This window comes from Streptomyces sp. NPDC032198, from assembly GCF_040636975.1.
Classification (GTDB): Bacteria; Actinomycetota; Actinomycetes; order Streptomycetales; family Streptomycetaceae; genus Streptomyces.
Genome location: NZ_JBEZVL010000007.1, coordinates 147762 through 165944, shown reverse-complemented (window position 1 = coordinate 165944; position 18183 = coordinate 147762). Strand labels below are relative to the sequence as shown.

The following is an 18183-nucleotide window of genomic DNA, read 5'->3' as shown; positions in this document are numbered from 1 at the left end:
GGTCAGGCGGCGCCGAGCGCGGCGCCGCGCGCGGCGGTGAACGCCTTGTACGGGTCCCGGTCCGGGTAGGACCAGGGGGCTCGGGTCGCGTGCCGTCCGATGCGGTGGAAGAGGGCGGCCGACTCGGCGGCCCGGCCCTCGCAGAACTTGGCGTGGGCGAGGAAGTTGAGGTCGACGCGGCAGCGCGGGTGCGTCGTACTGCCGGGGCTCCCGGGCATGTCCCACTCCAGCCACCAGTCGAAGGCGGCCTTCATGACCTGGCGGGCCCTGCGTCCCGTCCAGTGCTGGGAGGCCGCGGGGTCGAGGGGCTCGCTGCCCGCGGCGGCGAGGACGCGGTAGCGCTCGGCGTGCGCGATGACGGGCAGCACCGCCAACGGCGAATCATCGGGCGCCTGTTCAGCGGCCCACGCGGCGAAGTCGTACACCTCGTGCAGCGGGTCCTGGCCCGCTGCGGGCCGCCGTTCGGCGAGTCTGGCCACCATCAGGTGGTGGGCGTGGTGGTGTCCGGGGTGCCGGTGGCGGACCTCGTCGAAGAGCCGGACGACGTCCTCCTCGCGGCCCAGGGAACGCTCCAGAGTGAGCAGCGCGAGCCAGGGCGTGGGGTCGGCGGGCCGGAGCGCGGCCACCTCGCGGCAGGCGTCCCGCGCCTGCTCCGAGCGGCCCTTTCCGCGCAGCGCGAGGTGCACCGAGGCATAGGCGAGCAGCACCGCGGCGTCGGTGCTCTCCGGTTCGGCCATCCGCCAGTCACGGGTCCAGGCGGTGGTGGCGTGCTCCTGTGCGAGTACGTCGAACCGGTGGCCCCTGCGGTCCCAGTCGTCGCCGGTGGCGGCGAGCAGCGCGCGGACCTCGGTCCAGCGGCCCTGGGCCAGCGCGGTACGGGCGTCGACGAGTTCGGCGTCGTCGAGTGCGGGGTCGAAGGCGTAGGCCGCTCGCTTGCGGGAACGGCCCAAGGGGGGTGGGGGTGGTGACACCGCGGGACTTCCTCCCCGGCGCGGCTCGCGTGCGGATGATCACGCACAGCAAAGCGGTAGGCGGCGCTCCAGTCAAGGGCCGCCTACCTCCCGCTCTTCACCAACTCGTTTCAGAATCCTCAGACTTCACACCCGACCTGCGGGGTTGCGCAGCAGGACACGATTCGGGCAAGTGGCGACGATCATTCCGCGATGCGGCGAACGCGCCTTTCAGCTCACCGACTTGGCGGCCGCGCGGCCCGCCGTGCGCCCTGAGAAGAGGCAGCCGCCGAGGAAGGTGCCTTCGAGCGAGCGGTAGCCGTGCACTCCCCCGCCGCCGAAACCGGCCGCCTCCCCGGCCGCGTACACGCCGGGAAGCGGTTCGCCGCCCTCGGTCAGGACGCGCGAGGAGAGGTCGGTCTCCAGGCCGCCGAGGGTCTTGCGGGTGAGGATGTTGAGCCGCACCGCGACGAGCGGGCCCGCCTTGGGGTCGAGGATGCGGTGCGGGGCGGCGGCCCGGATGAGCCGGTCACCGAGGAACTTGCGGGCGCCGTGGATCGCGGTGACCTGGAGGTCCTTGGTGAAGGGGTTGGCGATCTCGCGGTCGCGCGCGGTGATCGTGCGGCGCAGTGCGGCCTCGTCGATGAGGGGCTCCTTGGTGAGGGCGTTCATGCCGCGCACCAGGGAGGTGAGGTCCTTCTCCACGACGAAGTCGGCGCCGTTGTCCATGAACGCCTTCACCGGGGCGGCCACGTCCGCGCGTGCCCGGTCGATGACGCCGCGCACGGACTTGCCGGTGAGGTCGGGGTTCTGTTCGGAGCCGCTGAGCGTGAACTCCTTGCCGATGATGCGCTGGTTGAGGACGAACCACGTGTATTCGTACCCGGACTTCATGATGTGTTCGAGCGTGCCGAGGGTGTCGAAGCCGGGGAAGAGCGGCACGGGCAGGCGGTCCCCGCGTGCGTCGAGCCAGAGCGAGGAGGGGCCCGGCAGGATGCGGATGCCGTGGTTGTCCCAGATGGGGTTCCAGTTCTGGATGCCCTCGGTGTAGTGCCACATGCGGTCGCGGTTGATGAGGCGGGCGCCGGCCTCCTCGGTGATGCCGAGCATCCGCCCGTCGACGTGGGCGGGCACGCCGGAGACCATCCGCTCGGGCGGAGTGCCGAGCCGCTCGGGCCAGTTGGCGCGGACGAGGTCGTGGTTGCCGCCGATGCCGCCGGAGGTGACGATCACCGCCTGGGCCCTGAACTCGAACGATCCGGCGACCTCACGGCTGCTGGGCTTGCCGCGCTCGGCGGTGGAGGGTTCGAGGACCTCGCCGCTGACGGTGTCGACGCTGCCCGCGCTGCGGGAGAGCCCGGAGACCCGGTGGCGGAACTTGAGCTGGACGAGGCCGCGGGCGACGCCTTCGCGCACGCGCCGCTCGAAGGGGGCGACCAGGCCGGGGCCCGTGCCCCAGGTGATGTGGAAGCGCGGCACGGAGTTGCCGTGCCCCTGCGCGTCGTAGCCGCCGCGTTCGGCCCAGCCCACCACGGGAAAGAACCGCACGCCCTGCCCGTGCAGCCAGGCGCGCTTCTCGCCCGCCGCGAAGTCGACGTACGCCTCGGCCCACTTGCGCGGCCAGTGGTCCTCGGGGCGGTCGAAGGCGGCCGTGCCCATCCAGTCCTGGAGGGCCAGGGCGTGCGAGTCCTTGATGCGGAGCCTGCGCTGCTCCGGGGAGTCGACGAAGAACAGCCCGCCGAAGGACCAGTGGGCCTGGCCGCCGAGCGACTGCTCGGGTTCCTGGTCGATGAGGATGACCCGGCGGCCCGCGTCGACGAGTTCCGCGGTGGCGGCGAGGCCCGAGAGGCCCGCGCCGATCACGATGACGTCTGCGTCGTAGGCCATCCGGGGGTTCCTCCTAAGCAGGGGCTTACTGATGAGTCAGATCCTGTGCAGCGAAGTGACCGGCGTCAACCGTCCGGCCGGGGTGACTCGTGGAGCGGAGCATCCCGGGGAGGACTATCGTCGGCCGGGTACCCGCCTAATCCCCGCCCCCTGGCCCGCATCGAGCCCTCTCCCGTCCTGAGGTACGACGTGTCGGTTCTGGTCCTCGTCCTCTCCGTGTCGGCCGCCTGCTGCCTGGGCTTCGGCTTCGTGTTCCAGCAGGACGCGGCGCAGCGCGCCCCGCTGAGCGACTTCCTCTCGCCGCGGCTGCTGCTCGATCTGGTGCGGGTGCCGGAGTGGCTCGGCGGGATCGGCCTCATGGTGTGCGGCATGGTCCTCGGCGCGCTCGCGCTCGGCCAGGGCGAGGTGTCCCTGGTGGAGCCGCTGCTGGCCACGAACCTGCTCTTCGCGCTCACCCTCTCCCGCCATCGCACCAAGCAGCCCCTGGGGCGGCAGGGCTGGTCGGGGCTCGTGCTGCTCGCGGGCGGGGTCACCGCGTTCATCGTGGCGGGTGAGCCGCGGGGCGGGGACGCCGAGTCGGATCCGCTGCGGCAGTGGCTGATCATCGGCGTGATGGTGGGCTCCGCGATGCTCCTCACCGTGTACGCGAAGGGGTCCCGGCACCGGTTCACCGCCGGACCCGTGCTGCTCGGCGTGGCGGCGGGGCTGCTCTACGGCGTGCAGGACGCGCTGACCCGGGTGAGCGGGGGACGGCTCTCCGACGAGGGCTGGCTCGCCCTGCTCACGGGGTGGCAGCCGTACGCGGTGCTCGTGCTCGGGGTGACCGGGCTGCTCCTGGTGCAGAGCGCGTTCGAGACGGCGCCGCTGCGGATGTCGCTGCCCGCGCTGACCGCCGCGCAGCCGCTGGCCGGGATCGCGTGCGGGGTGGGGTTCCTGGGGGACCAGCTGCGGATGGACGCGGGGGCGCTCGCGTGGCAGGCGACCGGTCTCGCGGCCATCGTGGGCGGGATCGTGCTGCTGGGGTCGCATCCGGCGATGCCGAGGACCGGGGAGCGATTACGGGCCCCTGGGCCGTGCGCACCGTCGTCACCGGCTCCGCCGAGTTCGCCCTCCAGCGCCGGACCGGCCGCGGATCCTGGCCCTTCGGCGTCTGGGCAGCGGGGCCTGGGGCGGCACCACAGGTGACTCGCCTTTAATAATGGCCAGCATTACAATGGGCCCATGCCGAGGACCTCAGGACCCGAGACCCGCGAGAAGCTGATCCGCGCGGGCGAGGAAGTGTTCGCCGCGCAGGGCGTGCACGGCGCGCAGCTGCGGGACATAGTGCGGCTCGCGGGGCAGAGCAACCCCTCCGCGGTGCAGTACCACTTCGGCAGCCGGGCGGGCCTCCTGGACGCCGTCATGGCCGAGCGCCAGACCCGTACGGAGAAGGTGCTGGCCGCCGGGCTCGCGCACGCCCCGGACGGACTGCGCGGGCTCCTGCACGCCCTCGTGGCAGCCGAGGCCTCCGAGCTGCGCACCGAGCGGGGCCTGCGCTGTCTGCGCGTCTCCGCCCAGCTCAGCCACGAGAGCGGCGTCCGCACCCGCACCCCGCACCCGACCCTCGACGGAACCGTCTACTGGGAGCTGATCGGCCGCGTCGAGGACTGCCTCACCGCGCTCCCGGAACCGCTCCGCCTGGAGCGCATCGACCTGGCCCTCACCCTCGTCGGCGCCGCCATGTCCGACCGCGCGGGCCAGTACCTGGCCGGCGCCACCCCCCTGACCGGCGAACCGCTCTTCCTCGCGGATCTCGTCGAGACCACCACGGCCCTGCTACGGGCCCCACATCGCGGAGAGAACCATGAGTGAAGCGCACGACCTCACCGGCAAGACCGTCGTCATCACCGGAGCCGCCCGCGGCCTCGGCGCCGAGGCCGCCCGCCAGGCGGTGGCCGCCGGTGCGAACGTCGTCCTGACCGACGTCCTCGACAAGGAGGGCGAGGTCACCGCCGCCGAGCTCGGCGAGCGTGCCCGCTTCGCGCACCACGACGTGACGTCGGAGGAGGACTGGCAGCGCGTCGTGGCGCTCGCGGTGACCGAGTTCGGCGGGGTGCACGGCCTGGTCAACAACGCCGGTATATCCACGGGCCAGTTCCTGGAGTCGGAGTCGGTCGAGCACTTCCGCAAGGTCCTCGACATCAACCTCACCGGCGTCTTCATCGGCATGAAGAGCGTCGTCCCGGCCATGAAGGAGGCCGGCGGCGGCTCCATCGTCAACATCTCGTCCGCGGCCGGACTCATGGGCCTCGCGCTCACCGCCGGTTACGGCGCGTCAAAGTGGGGCGTCCGCGGCCTCACCAAGATCGGCGCCGTGGAGCTCGGCACCGCCCGCATCCGCGTCAACTCCGTCCACCCGGGCATGACGTACACCCCGATGACCGCGCAGGTGGGCATCGAGAAGGGCGAGGGCAAGTACCCCAACACCCCGATGGGCCGGGTCGGCGAGCCGCACGAGATCGCGGGCGCCATGGTCTTCCTGCTCTCGGACGCCGCCTCGTACGTGACCGGCGCCGAGCTCGCCGTCGACGGCGGCTGGACCGCGGGACCCACCGTGAAGTACGTCATGGGGCAGTGAGGTTGGATGGCCGGCATGACGACGAACAGCCGGCCCGTGCCCGACCCCAGCGAAGAGATCCTGGACATCGTCGACGAGAACGACGAGGTCGTCGGCGAGGCCCCGCGCGGTGAGGCGTACGCGCGGGGCCTGCGCCACCGTTGCGTGTTCATCCAGGCACGGGACGCCGAGGGCCGCGTCTTCGTGCACCGGCGCACGCCCGTCAAGCTGGTCTTCCCCTCGATGTACGACATGTTCGTCGGCGGTGTCGTCGGGGCCGGCGAGTCCTACGACGACGCCGCCCTGCGCGAGGCGGAGGAGGAGCTCGGGGTCCACGGACTGCCGCGCCCCACGCCCCTGTTCAAGTTCCTGTACGACGACGGCGCGGGGCACACCTGGTGGTCGTACCTCTACGAGGTGCGCTGCGACCTGCCCGTGGACCCGCAGGTCGAGGAGGTCGCCTGGCACGCCTTCCTCACCGACGAGGAGCTGGAGCGGCGGCTCGGCGAGTGGGCGTGGGTGCCGGACGGGCTCGCGGCGTACGAGCGGCTGCGGGAGTTCCGTGCGGGTTAGGGCGGGTTAGGGTGCGGCGAGTGAGCAACTTCGTACAGAGCCTGCGTCTGTGGTTCGCGCCCGAGCGGATCCGCGACGAGGGCGACACCCCCGACTATCGCTTCTCGCTCGCCAACGAGCGCACCTTCCTCGCCTGGCTGCGCACCGCGCTCGCCCTCATCGGCGGCGGTTTCGCGGTGGACCAGTTCCTGCCCGACCTGCGCTGGGGGTGGCGCATCGGGCTCGCCCTCGCCCTGCTCGCCGCGGGCGTGCTCAGCTCCTTGCGCGCGGTCAACCACTGGGTGCGCTGCGAGCGGGCCATGCGGCGCGGCGAGGATCTGCCGGTCTCGCGCTTCCCGACCGTCCTGAGCGTGGCCGTCGCGGTCGTGGCGCTCGCCATGGTCGTCGTCGTGCTCTTCGGGTGGGAGGGGTGATGGACCAGGCCCCGGTCCAGGTCCGCGATCCGGGGCTGCAGCCGGAGCGCACGCGCCTCGCGTGGCGGCGTACGACGCTGTCCTGCACCGTCGCGGCGGTCCTGGCGGCGCGGGCCGCCCTCCAGGAGGGCACCACCGCCCTGTCCGTCGTCGCCTGCGCCCTCTGCCTGCTCCTGTGGCTCGGTTTCCTGGTCGTGGCGCACCGCAGGATGACCGAGCTCGCCGCCAGCAGCAGGCCGCTCCGGCTTCCGGTGCGGGCCGCGGCGACGGCCGCCCTGTGCACGATGGCGCTCGCGGCGTGCGCGACGGCCATGGTGTTCTGAGCGGCCCGGCCGGGAAGAACGCCTCCGTCAGTGCTTGGCCGGGCCGTCGTCGGCAGTCCAGTCCACCGTGACGACGATCTTTCCCCGCGTCCGGCCCTCCGCGTTCAGGCGGTACGCGTCCGCCGCCCGCTCCAGCGGGAACGTCTCGGAGACATGGACCGTGACGACGTCCTGCTCCACGAGCTGCGTCAGGCGCCGGAGATCGTCGGCGTCCGGGCGCACGAAGCAGTAGTGGCCGCCGAGGCCGATGACCGCGCCGTCCGCGATCGAGGCGAGACGGCCGCCGGGCGCGAGGAGTTCGACCGACACCTTGAGGGTGTCGCCGCCGACCGTGTCGAAGGCGGCGTCGACCCCCTCCGGGGCGAGGGCGCGTACGCGCTCGGCCAGACCGTCGCCGTAGGTCACCGGTTCGGCGCCGATCTCGCGCAGGAAGTCGTGGTTGCGCTCGCTCGCGGTGCCGATGACGCGGGCGCCCGCGTGCCGGGCCAGCTGGACGGCGATGGAGCCGACGCCGCCGGCCGCCGCGTGCACGAGCACGACGTCGCCCTCCGTCACCGCGAGCGTCTTGACGATCACCTGATAGGCGGTGAGCCCGGCGAGCGGCAGGCCCGAGGCCTCCTCGAAGGTGAGGTTGCGCGGTTTACGGGCCAGGGTGCGCACGGGGGCCGCGACGTACTCGGCGAAGGTGCCGCGCGAGAGGAAGTCCTCGCGTACGTAGCCGATGACCTCGTCGCCCACCACGTACTCCGGGACCGAGGCGCCCGGCTGCACCACGACACCCGCGACGTCCCAGCCCGGGATCACCGGGAAAACGGGGTCGAGGATGCCGTCGAGGTGTCCCGCCATGCACTTCCAGTCGACGGGGTTCACCGACGCGGCGCGGACTTTCACCAGCACGGAGTCGGGGCCGACCTTGGGGTCGCGCACATCGCCGTACTCGAGGACTTCGGGGCCGCCGTACCGGCGGTAGCTGATCGCCTTCATGGGGTCGGCTTCATGGGAGTGCCTTCGTGGGTTCGCCCTTGTGGGGCAGCGGTGCGGTGGCGGTCCGGTGATCGTCCTGGGCCGTCCGGGGCCGTCCGGTGGTGGAAACATCAACAAGGCTTCCATATCCCCATCAAAGGGGCATCGAGTACTAGCCTGAGAGGGTCACTCCCCTCCCCCGGCCCCCACAGAAGGTGCACGCGCCATGACCACGCTCCACCACGAACACCCCGTCCACGAGCACGTCCACGGCCCGGCCTGCGGACACCCCGAGGTGCCGCACGGCGACCACGTCGACTACGCGCACGACGGGCACATGCACCGCCTGCACTCCGGCCACTGGGACGAGTGCGAGGCGGACGAGCACTCCGTCCACGAGGGGCACGACCACCGGCACGGCGAGGGCTGCGGGCACACCTCGGTGCTGCACGGCGACCACGTCGACTACGTCCACGACGGCCACCGGCACGCGGCGCACGGCGACCACTGGGACGACCACTGAGGCTCCCGCCCAGCCACTCCGGGGTGCGCCGCCCCGGCCGCCTTCCCCCGCACGGACGCCAAGTGGCAGTCTGTGGCGGGGGATCGGCGTATTCGGGGGCATTCCCGCCGCCGCGATCCTGATCACGTTCCTCCTGCGCTCTGGACTACATACCGACTGGTCGGCATCATGAACGTCAGCGCGACGCAGCGCGGCGACACCGACGACGACCGTCCGACCAGGAGCGAAGATGAGCTCAGACCATCCACCCGGCCTCGACCTCGACCAGTTGCGCGGCCACCTGGACCGCGAGCGGCCGGGTCTCGTGGGCGGGCCGCTCACCGCCCGGCTGATCGAGGGCGGCCGGTCGAACCTCACGTACGCCGTGACGGACGGCGCCACGCGCTGGGTCGTGCGGCGGCCACCGCTCGGGCACGTCCTGGCGACCGCGCACGACATGAAGCGCGAGCACCGTGTGATCAGCGCGCTGCACCACGGGACCGACGTGCCGGTGCCGACGCCCGTGCTGCTCTGCGAGGACACCGACGTGCTCGGGGCGCCCTTCTACGTCATGGACTTCGTGGAGGGCACGCCGTTCCGCACCGCCGAAGAGCTGGCGCCGCTGGGTGCCGAGCGCACCCGTGCCGCGGTCCTCGGCCTCGTCGACACCCTCGTCGACCTGCACTCCGTGGACCCGGAAGCGGTCGGCCTCGGTGACTTCGGGCGGCCCGACGGCTTCCTGGACCGGCAGCTGCGCCGCTGGGGCAAGCAGCTGGACGCCTCGCGCAACCGCGACCTGGCGGGGATCGACGAGCTGCACGCCGCCCTGGGGCGACAGCTGCCCGTCTCCCCCGCGGCCACCGTCGTGCACGGCGACTACCGCCTCGACAACGTCCTGATCGGCGGGGACGACCAGATCAAGGCGATCCTCGACTGGGAGATGTCCACGCTCGGCGATCCGCTCACCGACCTGGGCCTGCTCGTCATGTACAGCACCAAGCTCCAGCTTCCGGACTCCCCCATCAGCACCACGGCCGGCGCGGCCGGGCACCCGGAGGCCGCCGAGCTGGTCGAGCGGTACGCCGCGCGGTCGGGGCGCGACGTCTCCGCGGTGTCCTGGTACACGGCGTTCGCGTGGTTCAAGCTCGCCGTGATCCTGGAGGGCATCCACTACCGGTACACGCTCGGCCAGACGGTCGGCGCGGGCTTCGACCGCATCGGGGAGCTGGTCCCCGTCTTCATCGAGCACGGCCTCACCACCCTCCAAGGACGACAGGAAGGCTGAGACAGCCATGGACTTCGCATTCGACGCCCGCACCGAAGAGCTGCGCGACAGGCTCCTCACCTTCATGGACGAGCACGTCTACCCGGCGGAGAAGACCGCCGAGGAACAGCGCGCCCAGCTCGCCTCGCCCTGGGACACCCCGGCGATCGTCGGCGAGCTGAAGGCCGAGGCCCGCAAGCAGGGGCTGTGGAACCTCTTCTTGCCGGACGCCGAGCACGGCGCCGGGCTCACCAACCTCCAGTACGCGCCGCTCGCCGAGATCACCGGCCGCTCCCCGCACCTGGCGCCCACCGCGCTGAACTGCGCCGCCCCGGACACCGGCAACATGGAGGTCCTCGCCCAGTTCGGCAACGAGGAGCAGAAGAAGCAGTGGCTCGAGCCCCTGCTCGCCGGTGAGATCCGCTCGGCGTTCGCGATGACCGAGCCCGAGGTGGCCTCGTCCGACGCCACGAACATCACCACGCTCATCGAGCGAGCCTCCGACGGCACTGACGACTACGTCATCACCGGGCGCAAATGGTACATCTCCGGGGCGATGAACCCGGACTGCCAGATCTTCATCCTGATGGGCAAGACGGACCCCGGGAACTCCGACCCGCGCCGCCAGCAGTCCATGGTGCTCGTGCCGCGCGACACCCCGGGCCTCGAAGTGCGCCGCGCCATGCAGGTGTACGGCTACGAGGACCACTCCCACGGAGGGCACGCCGAGGTCGTCTTCGACCGGGTCCGGGTCCCCGCGAGCAACCTGATCGGCGAGGAGGGCGGCGGCTTCGCCATCGCCCAGGCCCGGCTCGGTCCCGGCCGCATCCACCACTGCATGCGCCTGATCGGGATGGCCGAGCGGGCCATCGAGCTGATGTGTCAGCGTGCGGTGGCGCGTACGGCGTTCGGCAAGCCGCTCGCCCAGCAGGGCGTCGTCCAGGAGTGGATCGCGGACGCCCGGGTCGCGGTGGAGCAGCTGCGGCTGCTCGTCCTGAAGACCGCGTGGCTGATGGACACCGTGGGCAACAAGGGTGCGCACACGGAGATCCAGTCCATCAAGATCGCGACTCCGCGGACGGTGGTGGACATCCTCGACCAGGCCGTGCAGCTGCACGGCGCGGGCGGCGTCAGCCAGGACTTCCCGCTGGCGGAGCTGTGGGCCTCCGCGAGGACGCTGCGGCTGGCCGACGGTCCCGATGAGGTGCACCAGCGGTCGCTGGCCCGGCGCGAGCTGAAGAAGTACCTGTAGGGGCCCTCGGGGGCTACGGCCGCAGCGCTCTCAGCAGCAGGTCCGCCAGGTGGTCGGCGACCTGCTGCGGGGTGAGCGGGCCGTTCGGGCGGTACCAGGTGGAGAGGTGGTGGACGGACCCGAAGTGGTAGTCCACCACCAGGTCCGCGGGGGTCGCCTTGGAGAAGACCCCGGCCTCCTGGCCCTCCTCGATCAGCGCGCGGAACCGCTCGTGGTAGCGGCGGCGCTCGGAGCGCACCTGCTTGTTCTTCTCCGGGCTCAGGTGGTGCATGGAGCGGAAGAAGATCGAGGCGTCGTCGAGGTTGTCGATCGTCGTGACGACCACGTCCGCCGCCGCGTCCCGCACCCGCTGCTCGATGGGCGCGTCGGAGTCCGCGTAGGCGTCGAGGCGCTCCTGCTGGACGCGCAGGACGCGTGCGTACACCTCGTGCAGGAGATCGTCCTTGGAGCCGAAGTAGTGGTAGAGCGCGCCCTTGGTGACGCCTGCCGACTCCACGATCTCCTGCACCGATGTGCGGTCGTAGCCGCGGTCGGCGAAGAGCCGGGTGGCGGCGGCGAGCAGCCGCTGAGGGACGGGCGTGCCGTCACCGTCCGTCGTCCTGGCCACTGCCGCCACCTGCCTTTCGAGGTTACTGGTTCTCGTCGTGCCGAGAGCTCGTGTCGTTGCGGGAACGCAGTTCCCGCCGGAGGATCTTCCCACTTGTGGTCTTCGGCAGCTCCGGCAGGATCTCGACCGCGCGGGGGTACTTGTACGCCGCGAGCCGTTCCTTGCAGTACGCCGCCAGCTCGTCCGGCGCCACCTCGGCCTGCGGGCGCAGGCTGACGAAGGCCTTGACGGTCTCGCCGCGATAGCTGTCCGGGACGCCGATCACCGCCGCCTCACGGACGGCTGCGTGACTGTAGAGGACATCCTCCACCTCGCGCGGCCAGACCTTGAAACCCGACGCGTTGATCATGTCCTTCTTGCGGTCGACCACGTAGAGCCAGCCCTGGGCGTCCATGAAGCCGATGTCGCCGGTGCGCAGCTCGCCGTCGGGGAACGCCTCGTCCGTGGCGTCGGGAAGCTTCCAGTAGCCCGGCACGACCTGCGGGCCGCGCACGGTGATCTCGCCCTGCTCGCCGAAGGGGACGTCCGCGCCGTGGTCGTCGACGATCCTGACGACCGTCTCGGGGCCTGGGACGCCGACGGCGAGGGTGCCGGACACCGGGTCGACGGGTGCCTCCTGGCCCGGCGGCACGGAGGCGCAGGGGGCGGTGCACTCGGTGAGGCCGTACCCGTTGTGGATGTACGGGCCGAAGCCGGCGCGGAACTTCTCCACCAGGGCGGGCGGCAGCGGCGCACCGCCCGAGGAGATCATCGCGAAGGAGTCGAAGTGCTCCCGCGTGACGGAGGGGTGGGCGGCAAGCGCCATGAAGGCCGTGGAGGGGCCCACGGTGTACGCGGGGCGGTGCTCGGCGAAGGCGTCCAGGACGACCCCGGCCTCGAAGCGGTACGCGAGCGCGAGGGTACCGGCGTTGGTCAGGCAGCCCGCGACCTGCGCGACCATGCCGGTGATGTGGAAGAGCGGCGCCATCGCGAAGTAGCAGGCGCCTTCGGGGATGCCGGCGCCGGTGCGCTGCCGTTCGGCGTTGTAGGTGATGTTGCCGTGGGTGTTCATGGCGCCCTTGGGGGTGCCGCTCGTGCCCGAGGTGTAGCTGATCAGTGCGATGTCGGCGGGGCCGAGCTGCCGGTCTCCGGGGGCGGGGAGCTCCTGCCGGGCGACGGTCACCAGGTCTTCGGCGTCGGCGGCCTGCGGGAGGCGTTCGAAGTCCAGGACCCGGGTGTCGTTGCGGGTCTGCAGGTCGAGCTGGCAGGCGGTGAGCACGATGCGGACGGGCGAGGCCGCCGCCGTGTCGCGCAGATACGTCTCCCAGGCGCGGTCCGAGCAGATCAGCGCGGTCACGTCGGCGTCCGCGAGGACGTGCCCGACCTCCGCCGACTTGTACATGGGGTTCACCGGCACGACCGTGGCGCCCGCCTTCCACGCGCCGAGCAGCGCGATCACGAAGTGCGGGGTGTTCTGCAGCAGGATCGCGACCCGGTCGCCCCGGGCGAGCCCGCGCGCGGCCAGGTGTCCGGCGACGGAGTCGCTGAGGGCATCCACCTCGCGGTAGCTCAGGCGCCCGTCGAAATAGGCGAGGGCCGTGTGCTCGGGGGCCCGGAGCACCGAGGCGCGGAAGGCGTGCACGACGGACGCGGCGGGCTCGATGGGCCCGCGCTGGGCGTCGTTGAGGCGGCCGAGCCAGGGCTTGGCGGCGTATATGGAGGCGGTCGGGGTCGCGTCCGCGGCGGCGGTCGGGGTCACGTCGCTCACCGCTCCGTCGCCTCCCACTGCTGCTGGAGGTGGTTCATGCCGGTGAGCCATTTGTCGGGCTCGGCGGCGCGGATGCGGTAGTACTCGGCGACCTCGGGGTGCGGCAGGATCAGGAAGCGGTTCTCCTCCATCCCGGCGAAGAGCGCGTCCGCGACGTCCTCCGGCTCGATCGCGGTGGGGGTGAGCACGATGTCGCCCGCGGTGCCGGTGGCGGCGAGCATGTCGGTGCGCACTCCCTGGGGGCAGATCGCGTGGACGTCGATCCCGCGGTGCCGGTAGGTCAGCGAGAGCCACTCGGCGAAGGCGTACGCGCCGTGCTTGGTGACGCTGTAGGGCGCGGCGCCGATCATGGTGAGCAGGCCGGCCGCCGAGACGGTGGAGACGAAGCGGCCGCTGCCGCGCTCCAGCCAGTCGGGGAGCAGCGCGTGGGCCGCGCGGACGTGGGCCATGACGTTGACGTCCCAGGCCGTGGCCCAGACCTCCTCCGGGGCGGCCTCCGAGCCGCCGGAGCCGAGGCCCGCGTTGGCGCAGTACACGTCGATCGTGCCGCTCAGCGCCTCTCGGGCCTCCGGCACGATCGTGGACGCGTCGCCCGGCACGGCGACGGCACCGATCTCGTCGGCCACCGTCTTCGCCTTGGCCGCGTCCAGGTCATTGACCACGACGCGCGCCCCGGCGGCGGCGAACCGGCGGGCCAGCGCGGCCCCGATCCCGCCTCCGGCACCGGTGACGACAACTCCCTTGTCCTGCAGGGTCTCCACGTTCGGTCTCCTTCGACTGCGGCTCCGCTGTGATCGCAGACTAACCAGTCGGTATGTTCGGATGGAAGGGGGCCGGACCGCCGGGTTCGTTCCCCGGCGGGGGTCCGCGCGCTAGCGTGCGTGGCCATGACAGCCACCGCGCTCACGGAGGTCTCCGCATGAACCTGTCCCGACGCAGCCTGTCCAGACGGGGCCTGCTGGCCGCCACCACGGCCACCGCTCTCACCTCGGCTGCCCCGGCGTCCGCGGCGGGAGGCGGGGGCGGATCGGGCGGCGGACCGGGCGGCGGCCGGCGGCTGCGCACCGGCTTCGAGCGGCTGTCCGCGGACGGCTACGCGCTCCTGGACGGCGAGCGCGTCGGCATCGTGACGAACCCGACCGGCGTCACCCGGGACGTACGGCACATCGTGGACGTCATGCACGCCGACGACCGGGTGAATCTGGTCGCGGTCTTCGGCCCCGAGCACGGCTTCCGGGGGACGGCGCAGGCGGGCGGCTCCGAGGGGCGCCACGACGACCCGGCCACCGGGCTCCCCGTCTATGACACGTACCAGAAGAGCGGCAAGGCGCTGGCCGACATCTTCACGGCCGCCGGGGTCGACACGATCGTCTTCGACATCCAGGACGCGGGTGCGCGCTTCTACACGTACATCTGGACGCTCTTCGACTGCATGGAGTCGGCCGAGCTCGCGGGGAAACGGTTCGTCGTCCTGGACCGGCCGAATCCGGTGACGGGGCGTGGCGCGTACGGTCCCGTCCTGCACAAGGAATTCGCCACGTTCGTCGGCAGGCAGCCGATAGCGCAGGCGCACGGCATGACGGTGACGGAGCTGGCGCTGCTGTTCAACGGCGAGTTCCTGGAGCGTCCCGTCGAGCTGGAGACCGTGAGGATGACCGGGTGGAAGCGCTCGGACTTCTACGACGCCTCCGGGCTGCCGTGGGTGCCGCCGAGCCCGAACATGCCCACGCCCGACACCGCCCTGGTCTACAGCGGCACCTGCCTCTTCGAGGGCACGAACCTCTCCGAGGGGCGCGGCACGACCCGCCCCTTCGAGCTGCTCGGCGCGGACGGCATCGACCGGAAGTGGGCGGCCGCCGCGAACGACGCGGGCCTGCGCGGGGTGCACTTCAGGGAGGCCTACTTCGCGCCGACGTTCTCCAAGTTCCAGGGCAGGACGATCGGCGGCGTCCAGCTCCACGTGCACGACCGGGAGTCGTACGACCCGGTGCGCACCGGCATCGCGCTCCTGGTGACCGCCAAGAAGGTGTGGAGCGGCTTCGCCTGGCGCTCCGACAACTGGATCGACAAGCTGACGGGCTCCACGCGGGTCCGCACCATGATCGACGCGGGCGCGGACACGGACGAGGTGGTGGGCGGCTGGCAGGACGAGCTCGCCCGCTTCCGTGCCGTGCGGAAGCGGTATCTGCGCTACCACTGAGCCGCCCCGCCCGGTTCGCCGGTGGGGCAGACCCCACCGGCGAACCGGGTGCCTGCCGGATGGCAGGCACCCCTGACGGACCGGGATCGTGATCTTCAGCTCCGTACACCCGAGTTGAGGAGATCCCGCATGGCACGGACGGCACGGACGGCACGGACGGCACGTCGCGCAGTTCCCCTGGCGCTGGTCGGCACACTCGGCCTCGGGGCGCTGGTCGCGCCCCAGGCCGCCGCCCGGACAGAGCCCCGCCCCGCGAATCCGGTCCCGGCGATCGAGCGCGCGGCCCACCCCCTCCGCTCGACCGACCCGGGCGGCTCCACCAAGGACCTGCGGCCGATGGGCCGCATGGTCGGTGACGCTTCCGTGGTGGGCCTGGGCGAGGCCACACACGGTTCGCACGAGTTCTTCACGATGAAGGACCGGGTCTTCCGCTATCTCGTCGAGGAGAAGGGGTTCACCACCTTCGCCCAGGAAGTCAGCTGGACGACGGGACTGCGCTTCGACGCGTACGTGCACGGGGGCGAGGGGGACGTGCGCGAGCTCGTTCACAAGGAGCTGGCGAAGACACCCTGGGACACCGAGGAGTACGTCGAGCTCCTGACGTGGATGCGCGCGTACAACGAGAAGCACCCGGACCGCCAGGTGCGCTTCCTGGGCGATGACCTCAACTACCCCGAACTCGGGCATGAGCTGTTCGACGGCGTGGAGGACTACGTCCGCGCGCACGAGCCCGACTTGCTGCCCAGGATCACCGAGCTGTACGCGCCGATCCGCCGCCTCTCGGACGGCGACACGTACATGGCCAGGCCCCTGGAGGAGCGGCGGAAGCTCGCCGGACAGGCACGGGAGGCACTGAAGCTGCTCAAGGACCTGCAACCGGCCTCGCCCGACCGGGAGTTCACCATGGTGATGCAGCACGCCCGGTCCGTCTCACAGACCGCCACGATCTACGCCTTCCCCTTCGACACCCCCGAAGGGGTCAAGGACGGGATGCTGTACCGCGACCGCCTCATGGCTCGGAACACCGCCTGGTGGCAGAAACAGACCGGCGACAAGGTGCTCCTGTCGGCGCACAACGCCCATGTCGGGTACGAGAGTTACGATCCGCGCTACCCGAAGATGCAGGGCGCCTTCCTGCGCGACCGGCTCGGCAAGCGGTACGTCAGCATCGGATTCACCTTCGACCAGGGGTCGTTCATGGCGCAGAGCGCTGAGTCCGAGGTGTGGAAGCCCCGGTCCGTGGGCGCGGCCGAGCGCGGCACGAACGAGTACACCCTCGACAAGGTGCGGCACGACGACTACTTCCTCGATATGAGGACCGCCCCCGCGACCGCCCGGAAGTGGCTCGGCAAGGGCCGGCTGACCCGGAGCATCGGCACGGCCTACCCGGACGGCCCCCACAAGATCCGGCTGGCGCCCACCCACGACATCCTCGTCCACCTGCATCGCGTCACCGCAGCTCACCGCCAGTCTCAATGACCGAGACAGGCCGTCCCGGCTATTGACTGGCCCATACATCCAACGTGAGAGTGCCGCTCGTGCACAGCGAAATCTCACCAGAGAAGACCCAGCCGGACGCCGGGCCCGAGCCGGCCGCGAGCCCCGAGAGCATGCGCCGCGTGGCCGTGGCGTCGTTCATCGGGACGGCCATCGAGTTCTACGACTTCTACATCTACGGAACGGCCGCCGCGCTCGTCCTGAACGAGGCGTTCTTCCCGACCCTGGACCCGGTCAACGCCACCCTCGCCTCCTTCTCGACGTACGCGGTGGCGTTCGCGGCGCGGCCCATCGGGTCGGTGGTCTTCGGGCACTTCGGTGACCGGGTCGGCCGCAAGTCGGTGCTCGTGGCCTCGCTGCTGCTCATGGGGCTTTCGACGGCGCTCGTCGGACTCCTGCCCGGATACGGCACGTTGGGCATCTGGGCGCCGGTCCTGCTGATCCTGCTGCGCTTCCTGCAGGGCATCGGGCTCGGCGGCGAGTGGGGCGGGGCCGCGCTGCTCGCGGTGGAGCACGCACCGAAGAAGAAGCGCGGCCTGTATGCCGCCTTCCCCCAACTCGGGCCGTCCGTCGGGTTCTTCGCGGCGACGGGCGTCTTCTGGCTGCTGTCCTCCGTGCTGTCCGACGACGCGTTCCGGTCCTGGGGCTGGCGCGTGCCGTTCCTGCTCTCCTTCCTCCTCGTCGCCGTCGGGCTCTTCGTACGGCTGCGGATCAGCGAGACTCCGGTCTTCGCGAAGGTCATGGACGCCCAGGAGGCGAGCAAGGTCCCCACGCTCGACGTCCTGCGCCGCCATCCGCGCGAACTGCTGCTCGGCGCGGGCGGGATGATCGTCGCCTACGGCCTCTTCTACACGGCGACGACGTACTGCCTGGCCTACTCCACCGGCACCCTGGGCGTCTCCCGCAACACCATGCTCGGCCTCTCGCTGGTCGCCTGTCTCTTCCTCGCGGCCGGTACGTGGCTCGCCGCGACCCGCTCCGACGGTGCCGGCCGCCGCAAGCTCATCCTCGTGGGCGCCGGGCTCGCGGTGGTGTGGGGCCTGGTGCTCTTCCCGCTCCTGGACACCGAGCAGCCGGTGCTCATGGCCCTGGCGATCGGCGGCGCGCTGTTCTGCATGGGCGTGGTGTACGGGCCCATGGGCGCGTACCTGCCGGAGCTGTTCGGCGCGACCGTGCGCTACTCCGGCGCCTCGCTCGCCTACAACCTGGGCGGTGTGCTCGGTGGCGCGGTCTCCCCGCTGGTGGCGACGCGGCTGCAGTCCGCCTTCGGTTCCTCGTCGGTCGGCTGGTACGTCAGCGCCATGGCGGTCGTGTCCCTGGTGTGCGTGCTCGCGCTGCCGGAAACCCGCGAACGCGAACTGGCGTGAGCCCGAGCGGTCCCGATGTGTGGTGCGGGACATCTGGTCAGT

The 18183-nt window shown here is 71.5% G+C and carries 18 protein-coding genes; 12 read left to right on the top strand and 6 right to left on the bottom strand.

Features of this window, described 5'->3' with window-relative positions:
- Positions 1-2: 2 nt before the first annotated feature.
- Together AB0E78_RS20180 and AB0E78_RS20175 are read right to left on the bottom strand one after the other, a co-directional pair.
- The gene (locus tag AB0E78_RS20180; protein WP_361834072.1) at positions 3-971 is read right to left on the bottom strand and encodes a hypothetical protein; all 969 of its coding nucleotides are present in this window, start codon (positions 969-971) and stop codon (positions 3-5) included.
- A 210-nt stretch (positions 972-1181) separates the two neighbouring features.
- Positions 1182-2837, bottom strand: a complete 1656-nt coding sequence (locus AB0E78_RS20175; RefSeq protein WP_361834070.1) for an FAD-binding dehydrogenase — start codon at positions 2835-2837, stop codon at positions 1182-1184.
- Positions 2838-3026: 189 nt separating this feature from the next.
- Here AB0E78_RS20175 and AB0E78_RS20170 point away from each other — a divergent pair, with 189 nt between their 5' ends.
- The 6 genes from AB0E78_RS20170 to AB0E78_RS20145 are packed head-to-tail and all read left to right on the top strand — an operon-like array spanning position 3027 to position 6742.
- A complete protein-coding gene (locus tag AB0E78_RS20170) occupies positions 3027-4022 on the top strand; it encodes a DMT family transporter (RefSeq protein ID WP_361834068.1) in 996 nt (331 codons plus the stop codon).
- Positions 4023-4058: 36 nt separating this feature from the next.
- Positions 4059-4688, top strand: a complete 630-nt coding sequence (locus tag AB0E78_RS20165; RefSeq protein WP_361834066.1) for a helix-turn-helix domain-containing protein — start codon at positions 4059-4061, stop codon at positions 4686-4688.
- A complete protein-coding gene (locus tag AB0E78_RS20160) occupies positions 4681-5454 on the top strand; it encodes a glucose 1-dehydrogenase (RefSeq protein WP_361834064.1) in 774 nt (257 codons plus the stop codon). Before AB0E78_RS20165 ends, AB0E78_RS20160 begins: the two co-directional genes overlap by 8 nt.
- A gap of 15 nt (positions 5455-5469) precedes the next feature.
- Positions 5470-6006, top strand: coding sequence for an NUDIX domain-containing protein (locus tag AB0E78_RS20155; RefSeq protein ID WP_361834063.1), 537 nt, complete (start codon positions 5470-5472; stop codon positions 6004-6006).
- Between the two features lie 20 nt (positions 6007-6026).
- Positions 6027-6419: a DUF202 domain-containing protein gene (locus AB0E78_RS20150; protein WP_361834062.1), complete on the top strand. Its 393-nt coding sequence runs from the start codon at positions 6027-6029 to the stop codon at positions 6417-6419.
- Positions 6419-6742, top strand: a complete 324-nt coding sequence (locus AB0E78_RS20145; RefSeq protein ID WP_361834060.1) for a DUF202 domain-containing protein — start codon at positions 6419-6421, stop codon at positions 6740-6742. Before AB0E78_RS20150 ends, AB0E78_RS20145 begins: the two co-directional genes overlap by 1 nt.
- Before the next feature lie 27 nt (positions 6743-6769).
- Here AB0E78_RS20145 and AB0E78_RS20140 read toward each other — a convergent pair whose 3' ends face one another.
- Positions 6770-7726, bottom strand: a complete 957-nt coding sequence (locus tag AB0E78_RS20140) for an NADP-dependent oxidoreductase (RefSeq protein WP_361834058.1) — start codon at positions 7724-7726, stop codon at positions 6770-6772.
- Positions 7727-7931: 205 nt separating this feature from the next.
- Between AB0E78_RS20140 and AB0E78_RS20135 the strand changes: the two genes are divergently transcribed.
- The 3 genes from AB0E78_RS20135 (at position 7932) to AB0E78_RS20125 (ending at position 10723) form a co-directional block, all read left to right on the top strand.
- Positions 7932-8228: a hypothetical protein gene (locus AB0E78_RS20135; RefSeq protein ID WP_361834056.1), complete on the top strand. Its 297-nt coding sequence runs from the start codon at positions 7932-7934 to the stop codon at positions 8226-8228.
- 229 nt (positions 8229-8457) lie between these two features.
- Entirely contained in the window at positions 8458-9492 is a 1035-nt protein-coding gene (locus tag AB0E78_RS20130) for a phosphotransferase family protein (RefSeq protein ID WP_361834054.1), read from the top strand.
- Positions 9493-9499: 7 nt separating this feature from the next.
- Complete coding sequence (locus AB0E78_RS20125; protein WP_361834052.1) at positions 9500-10723, top strand: acyl-CoA dehydrogenase family protein; 1224 nt, start codon at positions 9500-9502, stop codon at positions 10721-10723.
- Between the two features lie 13 nt (positions 10724-10736).
- On the opposite strand, the gene AB0E78_RS20120 is transcribed toward AB0E78_RS20125, so the two are convergent.
- Genes AB0E78_RS20120 through AB0E78_RS20110 form a run of 3 tightly spaced genes read right to left on the bottom strand, consistent with a single transcriptional unit; the run spans position 10737 to position 13838 of the window.
- Positions 10737-11330, bottom strand: a complete 594-nt coding sequence (locus AB0E78_RS20120) for a TetR/AcrR family transcriptional regulator (RefSeq protein ID WP_361834050.1) — start codon at positions 11328-11330, stop codon at positions 10737-10739.
- Between the two features lie 22 nt (positions 11331-11352).
- Positions 11353-13128: an AMP-binding protein gene (locus AB0E78_RS20115; protein WP_361834049.1), complete on the bottom strand. Its 1776-nt coding sequence runs from the start codon at positions 13126-13128 to the stop codon at positions 11353-11355.
- Positions 13074-13838 (bottom strand): SDR family oxidoreductase, encoded by a 765-nt coding sequence (locus AB0E78_RS20110; protein ID WP_361834047.1) that lies wholly within the window; start codon positions 13836-13838, stop codon positions 13074-13076. Before AB0E78_RS20110 ends, AB0E78_RS20115 begins: the two co-directional genes overlap by 55 nt.
- Before the next feature lie 158 nt (positions 13839-13996).
- Between AB0E78_RS20110 and AB0E78_RS20105 the strand changes: the two genes are divergently transcribed.
- The 3 genes from AB0E78_RS20105 to AB0E78_RS20095 all read left to right on the top strand — a co-directional run bounded on the left by AB0E78_RS20105 (position 13997) and on the right by AB0E78_RS20095 (position 18141).
- A complete protein-coding gene (locus tag AB0E78_RS20105) occupies positions 13997-15277 on the top strand; it encodes a DUF1343 domain-containing protein (RefSeq protein ID WP_361834045.1) in 1281 nt (426 codons plus the stop codon).
- A gap of 129 nt (positions 15278-15406) precedes the next feature.
- On the top strand, positions 15407-16756 hold the full coding sequence (locus tag AB0E78_RS20100) for an erythromycin esterase family protein (RefSeq protein ID WP_361834044.1): 1350 nt from the start codon (positions 15407-15409) through the stop codon (positions 16754-16756).
- A 131-nt stretch (positions 16757-16887) separates the two neighbouring features.
- Entirely contained in the window at positions 16888-18141 is a 1254-nt protein-coding gene (locus AB0E78_RS20095; RefSeq protein WP_361834651.1) for an MFS transporter, read from the top strand.
- Positions 18142-18183: the final 42 nt, after the last annotated feature.

Bases quoted from the DNA above. Each gene is read 5' to 3' on its own strand.
- AB0E78_RS20100 (WP_361834044.1), top strand. From the start codon at position 15,407: ATGGCACGGACGGCACGGACGGCACGGACGGCACGTCGCGCAGTTCCC.
- AB0E78_RS20175 (WP_361834070.1), bottom strand. From the start codon at position 2,837: ATGGCCTACGACGCAGACGTCATCGTGATCGGCGCGGGCCTCTCGGGC.
- AB0E78_RS20105 (WP_361834045.1), top strand. From the start codon at position 13,997: ATGAACCTGTCCCGACGCAGCCTGTCCAGACGGGGCCTGCTGGCCGCC.
- AB0E78_RS20140 (WP_361834058.1), bottom strand. From the start codon at position 7,726: ATGAAGGCGATCAGCTACCGCCGGTACGGCGGCCCCGAAGTCCTCGAG.
- AB0E78_RS20145 (WP_361834060.1), top strand. From the start codon at position 6,419: ATGGACCAGGCCCCGGTCCAGGTCCGCGATCCGGGGCTGCAGCCGGAG.
- AB0E78_RS20165 (WP_361834066.1), top strand. From the start codon at position 4,059: ATGCCGAGGACCTCAGGACCCGAGACCCGCGAGAAGCTGATCCGCGCG.
- AB0E78_RS20160 (WP_361834064.1), top strand. From the start codon at position 4,681: ATGAGTGAAGCGCACGACCTCACCGGCAAGACCGTCGTCATCACCGGA.
- AB0E78_RS20155 (WP_361834063.1), top strand. From the start codon at position 5,470: ATGACGACGAACAGCCGGCCCGTGCCCGACCCCAGCGAAGAGATCCTG.
- AB0E78_RS20115 (WP_361834049.1), bottom strand. From the start codon at position 13,128: ATGGCTCACCGGCATGAACCACCTCCAGCAGCAGTGGGAGGCGACGGA.
- AB0E78_RS20135 (WP_361834056.1), top strand. From the start codon at position 7,932: ATGACCACGCTCCACCACGAACACCCCGTCCACGAGCACGTCCACGGC.
- AB0E78_RS20130 (WP_361834054.1), top strand. From the start codon at position 8,458: ATGAGCTCAGACCATCCACCCGGCCTCGACCTCGACCAGTTGCGCGGC.
- AB0E78_RS20095 (WP_361834651.1), top strand. From the start codon at position 16,888: ATGCGCCGCGTGGCCGTGGCGTCGTTCATCGGGACGGCCATCGAGTTC.
- AB0E78_RS20125 (WP_361834052.1), top strand. From the start codon at position 9,500: ATGGACTTCGCATTCGACGCCCGCACCGAAGAGCTGCGCGACAGGCTC.